This is a genomic window from Haloarcula rara (assembly GCF_029338235.1).
GTDB lineage: Archaea > Halobacteriota > Halobacteria > Halobacteriales > Haloarculaceae > Haloarcula > Haloarcula rara.
In genome coordinates, this window is the sequence record NZ_CP119786.1 from 1 (window position 1) to 13,915 (window position 13,915).

The 13,915-nt window shown below is 67.7% G+C and carries 10 protein-coding genes and 7 pseudogenes; 5 read left to right on the forward strand and 12 right to left on the reverse strand.

The window, feature by feature from the left end; all coding sequences use genetic code 11:
* Positions 1–113 precede the first annotated feature (113 nt).
* From P1K32_RS17845 to P1K32_RS16315, 8 genes and pseudogenes are all read right to left on the reverse strand, one after another.
* Positions 114–275 (reverse strand): annotated as a pseudogene (locus P1K32_RS17845) (aldehyde dehydrogenase family protein); the annotation flags it as partial.
* Positions 276–381: 106 nt separating this feature from the next.
* Positions 382–702 (reverse strand): annotated as a pseudogene (locus P1K32_RS17850) (aldehyde dehydrogenase family protein); the annotation flags it as partial.
* Between the two features lie 3 nt (positions 703–705).
* Positions 706–1,493: pseudogene (locus P1K32_RS16290) on the reverse strand (class I fructose-bisphosphate aldolase).
* Positions 1,494–1,597: 104 nt separating this feature from the next.
* Entirely contained in the window at positions 1,598–2,038 is a 441-nt protein-coding gene (locus tag P1K32_RS16295) for a PTS fructose transporter subunit IIB (RefSeq protein ID WP_276252301.1), read from the reverse strand.
* Positions 2,035–3,711 (reverse strand): annotated as a pseudogene (gene ptsP, locus P1K32_RS16300) (phosphoenolpyruvate--protein phosphotransferase). The gene P1K32_RS16295 and the pseudogene ptsP overlap by 4 nt, the downstream one beginning before the upstream one ends.
* Positions 3,707–3,991, reverse strand: a pseudogene (locus P1K32_RS16305) (HPr family phosphocarrier protein); the annotation flags it as partial. The pseudogenes P1K32_RS16305 and ptsP, both read right to left, overlap by 5 nt.
* Positions 3,988–4,461, reverse strand: a complete 474-nt coding sequence (locus tag P1K32_RS16310; RefSeq protein ID WP_276252303.1) for a PTS sugar transporter subunit IIA — start codon at positions 4,459–4,461, stop codon at positions 3,988–3,990. The pseudogene P1K32_RS16305 and the gene P1K32_RS16310, both read right to left, overlap by 4 nt.
* A 5-nt stretch (positions 4,462–4,466) precedes the next feature.
* Positions 4,467–5,611: pseudogene (locus tag P1K32_RS16315) on the reverse strand (PTS fructose transporter subunit IIC).
* A gap of 240 nt (positions 5,612–5,851) precedes the next feature.
* Here P1K32_RS16315 and P1K32_RS16320 point away from each other — a divergent pair.
* On the forward strand, positions 5,852–7,840 hold the full coding sequence (locus P1K32_RS16320) for an archaea-specific SMC-related protein (RefSeq protein WP_276252305.1): 1,989 nt from the start codon (positions 5,852–5,854) through the stop codon (positions 7,838–7,840).
* Here P1K32_RS16320 and rdfA read toward each other — a convergent pair.
* The 3 genes from rdfA to P1K32_RS16335 are packed head-to-tail and all read right to left on the reverse strand — an operon-like array spanning position 7,816 to position 9,207.
* Entirely contained in the window at positions 7,816–8,430 is a 615-nt protein-coding gene (gene rdfA / locus P1K32_RS16325) for a rod-determining factor RdfA (RefSeq protein WP_276252306.1), read from the reverse strand. The genes P1K32_RS16320 and rdfA overlap by 25 nt on opposite strands.
* Positions 8,431–8,476: 46 nt before the next feature.
* The gene (locus tag P1K32_RS16330) at positions 8,477–8,917 is read right to left on the reverse strand and encodes a PIN domain-containing protein (RefSeq protein ID WP_276252307.1); all 441 of its coding nucleotides are present in this window, start codon (positions 8,915–8,917) and stop codon (positions 8,477–8,479) included.
* Entirely contained in the window at positions 8,914–9,207 is a 294-nt protein-coding gene (locus tag P1K32_RS16335) for an AbrB/MazE/SpoVT family DNA-binding domain-containing protein (RefSeq protein WP_276252308.1), read from the reverse strand. The genes P1K32_RS16330 and P1K32_RS16335 overlap by 4 nt, the downstream gene beginning before the upstream one ends.
* Positions 9,208–9,313: 106 nt before the next feature.
* Between P1K32_RS16335 and P1K32_RS16340 the strand changes: the two genes are divergently transcribed.
* Complete coding sequence (locus tag P1K32_RS16340) at positions 9,314–10,489, forward strand: glycoside hydrolase family 27 protein (protein ID WP_276252309.1); 1,176 nt, start codon at positions 9,314–9,316, stop codon at positions 10,487–10,489.
* Positions 10,490–10,494: 5 nt separating this feature from the next.
* On the opposite strand, the gene P1K32_RS16345 is transcribed toward P1K32_RS16340, so the two are convergent.
* Positions 10,495–11,307 carry a DUF7839 domain-containing protein gene (locus P1K32_RS16345; RefSeq protein ID WP_276252310.1) on the reverse strand — a complete coding sequence of 271 codons (813 nt, stop codon included), beginning with the start codon at positions 11,305–11,307 and terminating at the stop codon, positions 10,495–10,497.
* A 148-nt stretch (positions 11,308–11,455) separates the two neighbouring features.
* On the opposite strand from P1K32_RS16345, the gene cbiT reads away from it, so the two are divergent.
* The 3 genes and pseudogenes from cbiT to P1K32_RS16360 form a co-directional block, all read left to right on the forward strand.
* Positions 11,456–12,064 carry a precorrin-6Y C5,15-methyltransferase (decarboxylating) subunit CbiT gene (cbiT, locus tag P1K32_RS16350; RefSeq protein ID WP_276252311.1) on the forward strand — a complete coding sequence of 203 codons (609 nt, stop codon included), beginning with the start codon at positions 11,456–11,458 and terminating at the stop codon, positions 12,062–12,064.
* Positions 12,061–12,846 carry a cobalt-factor II C(20)-methyltransferase gene (locus P1K32_RS16355; RefSeq protein WP_276252312.1) on the forward strand — a complete coding sequence of 262 codons (786 nt, stop codon included), beginning with the start codon at positions 12,061–12,063 and terminating at the stop codon, positions 12,844–12,846. The genes cbiT and P1K32_RS16355 overlap by 4 nt, the downstream gene beginning before the upstream one ends.
* Positions 12,843–13,696, forward strand: a pseudogene (locus P1K32_RS16360) (cobalt-precorrin-4/precorrin-4 C(11)-methyltransferase); the annotation flags it as partial. The gene P1K32_RS16355 and the pseudogene P1K32_RS16360, both read left to right, overlap by 4 nt.
* Between the last annotated feature and the right edge of the window lie 219 nt (positions 13,697–13,915).

Consider the following 13,915-nt stretch of genomic DNA (forward strand, 5'->3'; position numbering starts at 1 on the left):
CCCGCCGAAGCCCCGGCGTCGGTACGGCGTCGGCCCCCGGCTAACGGTACGTGCGTGCCCGTCGGCCTCGGCCACGAGTGGGACGAACCCGACCGCTCCCCGGGGACGTGTTCGCGGACGAGTTCGGTCAGTATCGACACGGCGACCGGCGTCGCTGCCGGGGCCGTCACCACGACGCCGTTGCCGGCGCCGAGGGCGGGCGCGAGCTGCAGAGCCGCTGTCGCCAGCGGGGCTCGAACGGACGGACGACACTGCACGACTCCGAGCGGGACCGCGGCGACGAGGAGTTGTCCCCGGCCCCCTGGCCGTCGTCCAGGTGCGGTAGGCCCCGGTGAGCGAACGGAGCACGTCGGCGACGCGGTCGAACTGCCTCGCGGCCGTCGCCGCTTCGTCGCGGGCGCTGGTTATCGGGACACCGGCCTCGCGGACGAGCGCGTCCGCGAGTTCGTCGCTCCGGTCCCTGATTCCACTCGCGATGGCCCCAGACCAGTTCGCGCGCTGGATGACGGCCGTCTCAAGGTCCGTCGGGACCGCCCCGCTCGCGGCGGCCACCGCGCTGGCCAGCGTCGTCGCGTCGCCGGTGGCGACGGTCGCGAACACCTCGTCGGTGGTCCGGTCGACGACATCGGTCGACCCGCTCCCGTCGCGGCGTTCGCCCGCGACGACCGGTCGAACCCGCCGTTCGGTCTGTGTAACGTCCATCGATTACCCCTCCAGCACGTCGTCGGCCGTGGCCTCCTCGAAGACGACCGATTCGAGCTTATCGAGGATGTGCCGGGGTCCTCGCGCTGCCAGACGTTGCGGCCGACGGCCAGCCCGGAGACGCCGACGTCCATGCAGTCAGAGACGAGTTCGAGGAAGTCGCGGTCGGAGGTCTTCGACCCGCCGGACAGCAGGACGCGGTTGTCCGCTGCGGACCGGACGGCGTGGGCCATCGCGTCCTTGCTGCGGGGGTACTTCACCTTCGTGAAGTCCGCGCCCAGTTCCAGCCCGAGCCGTGCGGCGTAGGCGATGATGTCCTCGCTACGATGTGACTTGACGGCCTGCCCGCGCGGGTACGCCCACATGGCGATGGGGAGGTCGTGGTCGCGGGCGGCCTCCTGGACCGGGCGGAAGTCCTCGAACATCCGTGGCTCCTCGTTGACGCCGGGGTAGATGGTGTAGCCGATGGCGTCGGCACCCAGTTCGGCGGCGTAGTCGACGGTCCAGTTCTTCGGCGAGTAGGGGTCGCCCATCCAGAGGTCGGAGCTACCGTTGAGTTTGGCCAGCAGGTTCACGTCGTCCTCGTAGCTGGGGTAGTAGGTCTCGGCCAGTCCCTTCCCCACAGCAAGCGCCGTGACGGCGTCGTGGGTGGCCATCTCGAACACCTCTCTGGGGTCGAGGCGTTCCTCGACGCCGCTGAACTGTTTCGGGCCGTGTTCCAGGCCGTGGTCGTGAGCGAGTACCAGTGTCTTGTCGTTGCGGACGAGCGGTGAGTCGGTGAAATCGTACATATGTGTCTGTTGGGTGTCTGCGTGCGTTCTGCGGTCGGGTGTCGGTGCGTGGCCGCGGGTCGGCGCGTCGACGACGAGTCGTCGGGCGACTGTCGGCGACGGAGTCAGCTCAGCAGGCGCTTGAGGCGGGCGACGAGACTCTTCGAGCGGTCGCCGCCGCGTCGCACGTCCGGCGAGCCGCTGTCGTGGTCGGCGTCGTCGGCCTCGTCGATGGCGACCTCGCGTTCGGTGTCGGGGTCGCCCTCGGCGGCCGCCTCGGCCTCGTCCATGAGGCCCTCGACGTCGTTGACGGCGGCCTTGATCGTCCCTGTGACCAGCGGGAGGTCCTCGAAGCGGTCACGATTCACCGAGGTGTCAGCGGCGATGATAGCGGCGTCGGCGGTTTCGATGTCCTCGGCCGAGAGCTCGTTCTCGGCGCCCATCGCGCCCTGAATCTCGACTTCGATGTCGTGGCCGCGTCTCTTGGCTTCCTGTTCTAAGTTCTCGGCGCCCATCTGACTGTGTGCGATACCGGTCGGACAGGCGGTGACTGCGACGAATTTCATTGTATTGTCTCGTGTAGTTCGCTGCGTGTTGCGACACGACGAGCGCTGTCGGCACGCTCTCGTGCGGCGCTGTACTCGGTCTCGCCGACGGCGACTTTCACGTCGGGGACGGTGACGGCGCTCATGCTGAGTTCGTCCAGTCCGAGCCCGACCAGGAGTTCGGTGACGTCGGGGTTGCCGGCCATCTCGCCGCACATCCCGACCCAGGCGTCGTTCGCGTGGGCCTGCTCGACTGTGTGGCCGATGGCCCGGACCACGCCCGGATGCGTCGGGTCGTGGAGGTCACCGACGCGCTCGTTCTCGCGGTCGGCCGCCATCACGTACTGCGTGAGGTCGTTCGTCCCGATAGAGAGGAAGTCGACCCGCCTGGCGAACTCGTCGGCCATGAAGACGGCGCTCGGTGTCTCGACCATCACGCCAAGCGACGGGCGCTTGTAGTCGACGCCGCGGTCCGCGAGGTCGGCGGCGGCGTCGTCGACTGCCCCGATGGCGGCCTCGAGCTCCTCGACGGTCGCCACGAGGGGGAACATCACGTTCAGCTCTCCGGCGCCATCGGCGGCCGCCCGGAGTAGCGCCCGCAGCTGCGTGCGGAACAGCTCGGCGTCGGGGTCCAGCGAGCGCCGGATGCCCCGCTCGCCGAGGAACGGGTTCTCCTCCTCGGGGAGGTCGAGATACGGAATCTGCTTGTCCCCGCCGATGTCCAGTGTCCTGACGACTACGCGGCCGTCGGGGAAGGTGTCGAGCGCGTCCCGAACGGTCTCGTACTGCTCGTCCTCCTCGGGCGGGGACTGGCGGTCGAGGAAGAGGAACTCGGTGCGGTAGAGCCCGACGCCGTCGGCGCCCCGGCCGCCGCCGGCTCCAGCTCTTCCGGGCGGCCGACGTTGGCGGCGACCTCTATCTCGCGACCGTCGCTCGTCGCGACCGACTCCGGGATGACGTCTGCGCCCTCCTCGGCCCGCGCGGCCTCGCGTTCGGCGTCGTCGGGTTCGACGAGTAACTCGCCGGCGTCACCGTCGACGACGACCTCGGTGCCTTCGGCCACGTCGGTCAGCCCTTCGCCGAGGCCGACGACCGCCGGCAGCGCCAGCGACCGCGCGAAGATGGCGGCGTGTGAGGTCCGGCCTCCCGTTATAGTGGCGAAGCCCGCCACCGTCTCGGGGTCGAGTTGAGCCGTGTCGCTCGGGGTGAGCCGCTCGGCCAGGACGACACTGTCCTCGGGCAGGTCGGCCAGGTTAACCCGGTCGCCGCCGGTCAGCAGTCGCAGCAGGCGGTCCCGCACGTCTCGGAGGTCGTCGGCGCGCTCGGCCATCCGACCCTCCATCCCCTCGAACTGTTCGATGTGCTCGGCGAAGGTGTCGTCGACGGCGGTGGCCGCTGGGCCCCTCCTCGATGCTCGCTGTCACGGCCTCCTCGATGGTCGGGTCCTCCAGGAACTGGATGTGGGCGTCGAAGATGGCGGCCTCGTCCTCGCCGACGCGCTCGGCGGTAGCGTTGCGCTCGCTCTCCAGTTCGGCCCGGGCGGTCTCGACGGCGTCGGCAAAGCGGTCGCGCTCGGCGGCGACGTCGACCGGCTCGTCCGCGTCGGGGAGCGTGATTTCGGGGTCGTACCAGACGACGGTGCCGAGACCCGAGCGGGGCGTCGCGCCGGTGCCGGTGAGTGTGCGGGATGCCATGGCTATGCCTCAGTTCGTCCTCGGGGGTCGTCAGTATTCGCTCCAGTTCGGAAAGCACCGCCTCGGCGTCGGCTCCGTCGGCGACGAGGCGGAGTTCCTCGCCCTGGCCCACGCCGAGGCTGGTGACGGCAATCATCGACTGGGCCGGCACGAGGTCGCCCTCGGGCGGGCCGACCTCCACGTCGGCCTCGTGGTCGTTGACGGCCTCGACGAACAGCGCCGCGGGGCGGGCGTGCAGCCCCGCTTCCGGGACGATTTCGACGATACGTTCTTCGCTCATGCAATCGCCTCCCGGAGTGTCGCCTGGACCTCGCTCTCGTCCTCGGCCGCGTGCAGGCGTCCACGCACGTCGTCGTGCATCAGGGCCCGCGACAGCGAACTCAGTATCTGCAGGTGGTCCTCGCCGCCCTCCTCGGGGACGAGTATCAGGAAGATGAGCGTCGCCGGCTCGTCGTCCATCGACCCGAAGTCGACGCCCGTCTCCGAGCGGGCAAAGGCCAGCGAAGGGCGGTTCACGGCCTCGGTCTTGGCGTGGGGGATGCCGATACCCATTCCCACGCCGGTGGTCGTCTCCTCCTCGCGGGCGAGCAGCGCGTCGAGTGCCGTCTGGCGGTCCTCGACGCGTCCCGACTCGACGACGAGGTCGAGCAGATACTCGATAGTCGCCTCCTTCCCCGCGGGCGGTTCGGACAGCGAGATGTGACTCGCCGGAATCAGTTCGTCGATGTCGTCTGTAATCTGGTCTGTCATTGGTGTTAGTCGTCGCTCGGCTGTGCAGTGCCTGTGCCGGACTCGGTACCGGCCTCAATGCGGTCCTCGAAGTCGGGCTTGAGGAGGAGCGCGACGGCCGCCGTGACGAACGAGCCCAGCACGATACAGGCCAGGAACATGAACGGCTTGTTCGACAGCGGAATGACGAAGATACCGCCGTGGGGCGCGGGCATCGTCACGTTCAGCGCCATCGACGCCGCGCCGCCGGCGGCGGAGCCAGCCATCACGGCCGGGATGACACGCAGGGGGTCGGCCGCGGCGTAGGGAATCGCCCCTCCGTGATGAACGAGAGGCCCAGCACGACCCCGCTCTTTGCGTTCTCGTACATCTCGGCCGCGTACTTGTGCGGAGAGATGAAATTCGAGATGGCCAGCCCGATGGGGGGGACCATCCCGCCGATCATCACGGCCGCCATCGGCGCGTAGATGCCCTCGGTGATGAGCCCCGTCGAGAAGACGTAGGCGACCTTGTTCACGGGGCCGCCCATGTCGAAGGCCATCATCCCGCCGAGGATGAGCCCGACGAACATCGCCTGCCCGCCCTGCATCCCTTCCAGGAACCCGGTCAGACTCGCGTTAGCGAGCGCGACCGGCACGCCCAGCACGAACAGCATGATAGGCGTGAGGACCGCCATTGTCGCCACGGGGATGATGAGCACGGGCATCATCGGGGCCAGAAACTCCGGGACGTCCAGTCCCTTGAACCAGCGGGCGACGTAGCCCGCCAGCAGGCCGGCGACGATGGCGCCCAGGTAGCCGGCGCCGGCCTCGCCGCCCGCGACGCCGATGACGGAGGCGGCCTCGGAGACGACGACCCCATCCTGGATGATGAACGACAGGAGGAACCCGGGCGCAAGTCCCGGGCGGTCCGCGATGGCGTAGGCGATATACCCCCCGAGAATCGGGACCATGATGGTGAGGCCGGCAGTGCCGACCTGCGCGAGGAACCAGCCGGGGGAGCCGGTGTTATCGAAGACTGCCTGGGTATCCCCCACCGCGTACGCGAGGGCGAGGAAGATACCACCGATTGTGACGAACGGAATCATGAACGACACGCCGGTCATCAGGTCCTCCTTGACGGAGGTCACGTGCGACCGGAGCAGTCGTTCGAATTTGGGGCTCTCTGACATTGCGACACCTGCGGCTACGTCCACTATCTACCATAAAAGTTAGCGTTTTTGCACGACAACGATTGGTATTGATGCTTATAGGGAATTGAGTGACTGGTTCTGTATGGAATGAGGGGTGGGGCGCGGCTGACCTAACAAGCATATGCTTGTTATTATGTCCTCCTGTAATCAACTAATTACGGCACCACCGTCGCCGCGCGCGTCCCAGCGTTTAAGATTGCGACCGTCAGAGGTAGAGCTATGCACCCGGCGACGACGGCCGATGCGGACGCGACCGTCAGGGTCGAGAACATCGGTGGCATCGACTCGGCAACAGTGGCGCTGTCGCCGGGCGTTACGGTTCTGGCCGGCCGGAACGCGACCAACCGGACCTCGTTCCTGAAGGCGATGATGGCCGCGCTCGGCAGCGACTGGACCGCGGTGAAAGGGGACGCAAAGCAGGGGGCGGTCTCGCTCACGCTGGGCGAGCAAACGTACGAACGCCAGCTCACGCGGGCCGAGGACGGCATCGTCAGCTCCGGCGACGGACTGCTCGCGGACCCGACGCTCGCCAATCTCTTTGCGTTCCTGCTAGAGGACAACGAGGCGCGCCAGGCGGTCGTCCGGGGGGCGGACCTCAGGGACATCATCATGCGGCCGGTGGACATGTCGGAGCTGCGACGTGAGATCCACCAGGCCGAGCAGCGCAAGGCCGACATCGACGACGAACTCGACGACATCGCCGACCTCAAACAGCGTCTCCCCGAGCTGGAACAGCGCCGCGAGGCCACGACGGCGGAGATAGCCGAGGTCCGGGAGGAACTGGCCGCGGTCGAGGACCGTCTCGACGAGCGGGACCTCACGGTCGACCTGACCCAGTCCAACACGGAGGCACTGGAGACCAGGCTCGACGAACTCCGGGTGACCCGGGAGGAGCTGCGTCGTGTCAGGGCCGACATCACGACCGAACAGGAGAGCCTCTCAGCGCTACGGGACGAACGCGGCCGGCTCGCCGCCGAACTGGCCGGCCTCCCCGACGCGCCGGCCGACCGGCTGTCAGAGCTAGAGGACCGCCTCTCGGCCCGCCGCGAGCGCAAGCGCGAGCTATCGACGTACACCTCACGGCTCCAGACCATCATCGGGTTCAACGAGGAGTTCGTCGACGGCGAGCACGACCGTATCACGGAGGCACTCGGGCGGACCCCAGAGAGTGTCGGGGACATCACCGACCAGCTCTATCGGGGCTCGAAGACGACGTGCTGGACCTGTGGTTCGACTGTCAAGCCGTCACGCTTCGAGCGCACGCTCGACAGTCTCCGCGAGCACCGAGCGGAGACCTTCGCGGAGATAGACGATCTGGAGGCAGAAATCGAGGACCTGTCCGACGGGGTCACCCGCATTAGGGAGACGGTGGACCGTCGCGACCAGCTCACTGACACCATCGAGGAGGTGGACACGGAGATTGCGCGCCGCCAGGAGACGCTGTCGGACCTGCGCGAGCGTCGGGATAACCTCTCGGCCAGGGTCGGCGAACTCGAAGCCGAGGTGACGGAGCTGCGCTCGGCCGAGGTCGACGAGGTGCTCGACCTCCACAGCGAGGCCAACGAGCTGGAGTTCGAACTCGAATCTCTGGAGTCGACGCTCGAAGAGATAGAAGCGGAGATAGCGACGGCAGAGGCGGAGATACGACGGGACGAGGCCCTCGTGGCCCGCCGTGAGTCAGTGGTCGACGAGCTCATCGACCTGCGAACCCGCATCGACACGCTGGAGACGAAGGCGACGACGGCGTTCAACGAGCGGATGGCCGACCTGCTCGACATCTTAGAGTACGAGAACGTCGAACGCATCTGGCTCGAACGGCTCGACGGCCCCGCAGACTCCGTGGCCACTGTCGACGCCGAGTCGGTCATCGAGGGCTCGGAGTTCGAACTCCACGTGGTCCGCAGCTCCGACGGCGGGACCGTCTACGAGGACACGGTTGCGCACCTCTCGGAGTCCGAGCGGGCCGTCACCGGGCTCGTGTTCGCGCTGGCCGGCTATCTCGTCCACGACGTGGCCGAGCAGGTGCCGTTCATGCTGCTCGACTCGCTTGAGGCCATCGACGCCGAGCGAATCGCCGCGCTGGTCGAGTACTTCGCCGCTGAGGTACCGTATCTGGTCGTCGCCCTGCTGCCGGAGGACGCCGCGGCCCTGCCGGACCGCTACGAGCGGGTCCGGAACATCGGTCAGGGCGAATCGCAGTCGCAGTGACCGCGGTCCAGCAACTCCCCGACGGTGTACTGGGCGCCACAGTCCTCACAGAGCACGTCGACGCTGACGAGGACGCGGTACTCGCCCACCGAGAGCCGACCGGCCGCCCGCAGTCGGTCGACAGTGTCCTGGACCACCCGCTCGACCCGGCTCTGGAGCCGGTCGATGACGGAGCGTTCGCGCTCGACCCCAGCGGACTGCTCGTCGCGTTCGTAGCTCGCGCCGCGAACTTCGGTCAGGTAGTGCCGTATCGACTGGTAGCTGACGAAGTCCTCCCGCAACGTATCGACGTCCACACCCGCGGCTTCGAGCCGATTCTCGGCCTCGACTCGACGCCCGGCGCTCACCGACTCATCGGTGAGGAGCCGGTAGTAGTTCTGTGCCTCCCCGTCGACGACGTCCATGCCGGCGTCCCGGACCGCCGCCAGCAACAGTGCTCGATTGAACCGGTCGGCGAGGTCGCGCAGGCTCTGTCGCTCGCCAGCCTCGCCCAGCCAGGCGGCCTCCAGGTCCGCGCCGAGCGGGGGCAGGTCGTACGCCTCGATGAGCCGCGCGACTTTCGAGCGCGGCTCGGAGCTGTCCGGACTCATTGGTCGGTCCAGGGGAGCGCAGGGCAAAGGCGTTCTGTCACGGTATTCAGACGGCGTCGGTCCGGAACCGTTCGATATCGAGGTCGACCGGTAACGAATCGAAGTCGTCGTCGGCCCCCACCAGCAGCGTCGCGTCGCGCTCCGATGCCAGCGCGACGGCAGCGGCGTCGGCCAGGGAGATATCACCGTCGGCCTTGATCTCCCCGGTGTGTCGCCAGTCGGCCCGGGCGAGTGTCAGTCCGTTCCGCGTGAGCGTCCGGAGGTCCCGGTCGGCGGTCCGGAGCGAGGCTGCCGTCGGTTCGTCGTCGGGCGTTCCCTCGAAGCGAGCGACGAGATAGTACACTTCGCTGGCGTTGGTCTCGGCCAGATACCCCTCGACATCACCCGCCGACACCTGTTCGAGGAGTGTTCCGACCCGCTCGTGACCGCGCTCGTTGTACAGAAAGGAGATGATCGCTTCCGTATCGAAGACATAGCCGTCGCTCATCTGTCACTGGGCCGCAGGTCGTCAGCTCGGTCCGCCTCGCGTCGCTTCTCGGCTTCCTTCTCGGCTCGAACCGTGGCCAGAACCTCGCCCGGTTCACCCTCGCCTGCGTGAATGCCGTGTAGCTCGGTGAGACCTGGGACCGGCTCGATGACGATTCGGCCCTCCTCCTCGTAAATAAACACCTCTCCGGGGCTCTCGATACCGAACTTCTCCCGTAGTGGCTTCGGAATCGTCGCCTGCCCCTTCTGTGAGACGCGGACTACCTCCGGGTCACTTGTACTACTCGCCATAGCTAGTTGTACTGTTATTGCAACGTATTACTAAAGCTGTCGCCGGACGCGGTAGCGTTCGGACCGCCGTGCCAACTGTTTTGTTCGCCCGCGGGGACTCCAACCTGTGACCGACGCCGACGCGACACTCGCCGCCACCCCGCCGATGGGCTGGAACTCCTGGAACGCCCACAGCTGTGCGGTCACCGAGGACGACATCCGCGCCGCTGCGGACGCGCTGGTCGAGACTGGACTGCGCGACGCCGGCTACGAGTACGTCGTCGTCGACGACTGCTGGATGGCCGACGAGACCGACGACGCGGGTCGACTGGTGGCCGACTCAGAGGACTTCCCTAGCGGGATGGCGGCTCTGGCCGACTACGTCCACGACCGGGGGCTGCAATTCGGGCTCTACTCCTCCGCGGGCAGTCACACCTGCCAGGGGTACCCGGCGACCCTTGGACGGGAGCGACTGCACGCCGAACAGTTCGCCGACTGGGGCGTCGACTTCCTGAAGTACGACAACTGCGGGGACCACTGCGGGCGCGACGCCGTGGACCGCTACGGGGCGATGGGCGAGGCGCTCGCGGCGGTCGACCGCGACATCGTCTACAGCATCTGTGAGTGGGGGCAATCGAACCCCTGGGAGTGGGGCCGGAACGTGGGCGGGCACTGCTGGCGGGTGACCGACGACGCAGTCGCGACGTGGCACACCGTCGACGACGAGTTCGGCCTTGGTATCGCCGACATCATCGACCGCGTGGCGGTGCTGGATATCGCGGCGGCCCACGGACCAGGGGGGTACAACGACCCCGATATGCTCCAGGTCGGCAACGGGCCCGACTCGGCCCAGTCACAGCACGAACCGACCGACATCGAGCGGCCACTCTCCGACGTCGAGAACCGGACCCACTTCGCGTTCTGGTGTCTGCTCGGCGCGCCGCTGTTCGTCGGCACGGACCTCACCGGCCTCTCCCAGGACCTGCTCGACCTGCTCACCAACGAGCGACTGCTCGCTATCGACCAGGACCCACTCGGGCTCCAGGGGACGCCAGACCGGCGCGACCCGACCCGCGAGGTCTGGAGCAAGCGCCTCGCTGACGGCGCCGCGGTGGCACTGTGGAACCGCGGCGAGGAGCAGGCGGAGATACGGACGCACGTCGACGAGACGTCGGTCCCGACGGCCGGTGAGCGATACTCGGTTCTGGACTGCTGGACCGGCGAGCAGTGGGAGTCTTTCGGGGAGCTGTCGGCGACTGTCGAGCCACGAGATACGGCCGTGTTCCGCGTGACACCGACCTGAGCGCCCTAATCGGCGGCGTCGAGCACTTCGTAGCCGATGTTCGCCCCGGCCAGGGCGTCGGTGTGGGTCGAGAGCTGGTCGGCACTGGCGAGCAGGAGTACGTCCTGGCCCTTCGTGGCGGCCTCCTCGACGGCGGCAACGCTCCCGTAGCGGATGTCGACCTCGATGTCAGCGGCCCGTGCGGCGGCTAGCGCCTCCACACCGGCGACGGCGATGAGGTCGTGGTCGGTCGCCAGCTGTGCGATGCGGTCGGCGTCGACGGCCCCGCTGCCGTCGTTCTGGACTCGGGGAATCGACACTGCGGTCACGTCGCCGAGGTCGTACTCGACGACCCCCTCGACGTTGGTGATGCCCAGGTCCGTCCCCGCGGCGGCGTCGGTCACCGCAACTGCGGTTGCGTTGCCAGCGTCGCCCGCGACGGCGCGCAACACGCCCTCGCGCATCGTCACGGAGACGGTCTCGCCCTCCTCGATATCGCTCGTCGCGAGTACCGTCTCGATGTCGACCTGGCCAATGATGTCCTCGGAGACGTGACCGACGAAGCTCCGCAGGGAGTCGGTCTGTGAGATGAGCCAGTCGACGCCCTCCTTGGTGACCTCGTAGCGCCCGCGGCCATGCTTGGTGACGTGTCCTTCCTCTGAGAGCCCCTGGAGGTAGTCGCTGACGGCCTGTGAGGTGATGCCGATGGCGTCGGCTATCTCCTGCTGGCTGACCGCCGGCTGGCGCTCCGCGACCTCGACCATAATCTGGTATCGAGTGGCGGTCCGCTTGCTCCGGAGGACGCCGAACTCCTCGCTGCCGTCCGAACGCTGTCCCATTGTCGTCTCTCGGGGCCACGTTGTAAAGTAGTTTTTCGTTACCGAAGGCCAGATTGGTCCCAGCCGGCGCACAATCGCCGATAGCACAATAATAATTGGAGTAATACAAGCACAATTGTTTTATGCGCCACACGAGATTGTACTCGCCATGGCACACGTCTCGTTGCCCCACGACGCGAAGGCCGGGCCGACGAAGCCGGAGGTTCGGGCCGTCCTCGCGAGCAAGCTGGCGCTTTCCCCGACCGACCACTTCGTCGAGGTCGGCTCCTGTACCGGTGCGGTCACCATCGACGCGGCCAGGCGCGCCGGCCAGGTCACAGCGCTCGAACGCAAACCCGAACGCCTCGAGGTGACCCAAAAGAACCTCGCCGCGAACGACACCGAGGCCGAGGTCACACTCCGAGAGGCCGAGGCGCCCGAGGGACTGCCCGACGACGCTGACGCGCTCTTCCTGGGCGGGAGCCGCAACTACGAGGCCGTCCTCGACCACGCCGTCGAGACGGCCGTCGACCGCGTGGTGATGAACGTCTCCCGGCTGGAGGTCGCCGGCGCGGCCACCGAGGCGTTCCGCGAGCGGGACCTGTTGGAGGAGGTCCTCCAGTTCCAGGTGAGTCACGGCTACGAGCTTGCCGGGGCGACGAGCTTCGATTCGGAGAACCCCGTCTACATGCTCGTCGGCAGTGCGAGCGACGAGGTGGCGGCCGACAGCGGTAGTGGCGTTGGCGCCCCCGGCGATGGCTCGGAGGGCGACCGATGACTCTCTACGGCGTCGGCCTCGGCCCCGGACAGGCCGACCTCGTGACGGTGCGGGGCAAGCGCGCGCTGGAGAACGCCGACGTGGTCTACTCGCCCGGCCGGCTCTCCCGGACGGTCGCGACGAAACACGTCCAAGAGGAGCGTATCGGCGACCTCGACTTCCCGATGACGCGCGACGAGGAGAAGCTCCGCGAGGCCTGGAAGGCCGCCGCCGCCGAAATCGCCCCGCAGGCCCGCGAGGGCGACGCCGCCTTCGTCACGCTGGGGGACCCGAACGTCTACTCGACCTTTGGCCACCTCCGTCGCACGCTGGCGGCGTTCCACCCCGAGGTCGACCTCGAGGTGGTGCCCGGCGTCAGCGCGGTCACCGCCTTCGCGACGGCGCTGGGCGTCGAGATTACCGCGGGGTCGAGTCTGGCCCTGCGGGAGGCCGACGGCGGCGTCTCGCCGACCGGCCCAGACCGGATGATTCTGTTCAAAGTGACCGACGCCCCGGCGACCCACGAGGGCCTCGTCGAGGCGGGCTACGACGTGACCTACGGCCGCCGGCTGTTCATGGAGCAGGGCGAGACCCACGTGACGACGGACCCGAACGATATCGACGAGCGCGATTACTACACCCTCGCCTACGCCGAACGACCCGACGCTCGCGTCGAGCAGGCCACCGATGCCTTCCTCGAAGGGGTCGACAGTGCCGGTGTGATATCCGACGGGGGAGCGGCCAGCATCGCCTGCCAGGAACGCTCCGAAGGTGTACTGAGCGGCGACGAGGTGGCCGAATGACGGACGACCAGTCGGAGACCGACCCACAGGACGCCATCGACGCCGTCGCGACCGACCGCGACGACCGCGTCTACGACCACAGCGCCGGCGACGAGCAAGAAGGCATCCCCTTCGTCGGCGCCGGTCCGGGCGACCCGAAGCTGTTGACCGTCGCGGGCCGGGAACTGCTTTCCGAGGCCGACCTCGTGGTCCACGCCGGCTCGCTGGTCAACAGCGAACTCCTTGAGGAATACTGTGCCGACGCCGAGACCGTCTCCTCCATCGGCAAGGACCTGAGGAGCTCATTCCGCTGATGCGGGACGCCTACCAGGCTGGCGACACAGTGGTCCGCCTCCACAGCGGTGACCCCGCCATCTACGGCGCGGCACTGGAACAGATGGACGCCCTGGAACACGAAGGGGTGCCAACCTACATCGTCCCGGGCGTCACGTCGGCCTTCGCGGCGAGTGCGACGATGCGGACCCAGCTGACGCTGAACGAGGTCGCCAACCACGTCGCGTTCACCCGCCCGCAGGGCAAGACGCTGACCGAGGAGGAGGACCACATCTCGGAGTTCGTCGGCATGGGCGACGTGACGACATGTATCTACCTCGGGACCCACGCGGTCAGCGAGACGATGGAGCGGCTTCTGGGCGATGGCCACGACCCCGAGACGCCCGTCGCTGCCGTGTATCACGCGTCTTGGCCCGACGAGGACGTCATCGAGGGGACTATCGGGACCATCGGGGAGAAGGTCGAAGACGCGGGCTACCGCGCCTCTGCGATGGTGATAATTGGGGATGCGGTGGGCGGCGAGGACTACGAGCGCTCCTTCCTGTATGGCGGGTGGGCGAACCGGGGCGAGGATGCTTCCGAGTCATCGGGGAGGCCGACGACTAGCCGGATGTGCCGTCGTTTCTCGAGTTCACTGGAACCGCCAGAAAGGACGTGTCGGCGATACCGCTCTGGACCGCCAGAAAGCCCCCGCTGGCTCGGCTCGCGCGACTCGCTGTGCGCTTCCCTCGCTCACTGCGTTCGCTCGCTGCAGTGCTTGCGTCGTCGGGCGTCCCCGAGCCAGCGGCCCCTTTCA

Excerpts from the sequence above, each read along its gene's own strand:
- P1K32_RS16330 (WP_276252307.1), bottom strand. The coding sequence starts at position 8,917 with ATGAGCGACGGCTATGTCTTCGATACGGAAGCGATCATCTCCTTTCTG.
- P1K32_RS16310 (WP_276252303.1), bottom strand. The coding sequence starts at position 4,461 with ATGACAGACCAGATTACAGACGACATCGACGAACTGATTCCGGCGAGT.
- P1K32_RS16345 (WP_276252310.1), bottom strand. The coding sequence starts at position 11,307 with ATGGGACAGCGTTCGGACGGCAGCGAGGAGTTCGGCGTCCTCCGGAGC.
- cbiT (WP_276252311.1), top strand. The coding sequence starts at position 11,456 with ATGGCACACGTCTCGTTGCCCCACGACGCGAAGGCCGGGCCGACGAAG.
- P1K32_RS16295 (WP_276252301.1), bottom strand. The coding sequence starts at position 2,038 with ATGAAATTCGTCGCAGTCACCGCCTGTCCGACCGGTATCGCACACAGT.
- P1K32_RS16355 (WP_276252312.1), top strand. The coding sequence starts at position 12,061 with ATGACTCTCTACGGCGTCGGCCTCGGCCCCGGACAGGCCGACCTCGTG.
- P1K32_RS16320 (WP_276252305.1), top strand. The coding sequence starts at position 5,852 with ATGCACCCGGCGACGACGGCCGATGCGGACGCGACCGTCAGGGTCGAG.
- P1K32_RS16335 (WP_276252308.1), bottom strand. The coding sequence starts at position 9,207 with ATGGCGAGTAGTACAAGTGACCCGGAGGTAGTCCGCGTCTCACAGAAG.
- rdfA (WP_276252306.1), bottom strand. The coding sequence starts at position 8,430 with ATGAGTCCGGACAGCTCCGAGCCGCGCTCGAAAGTCGCGCGGCTCATC.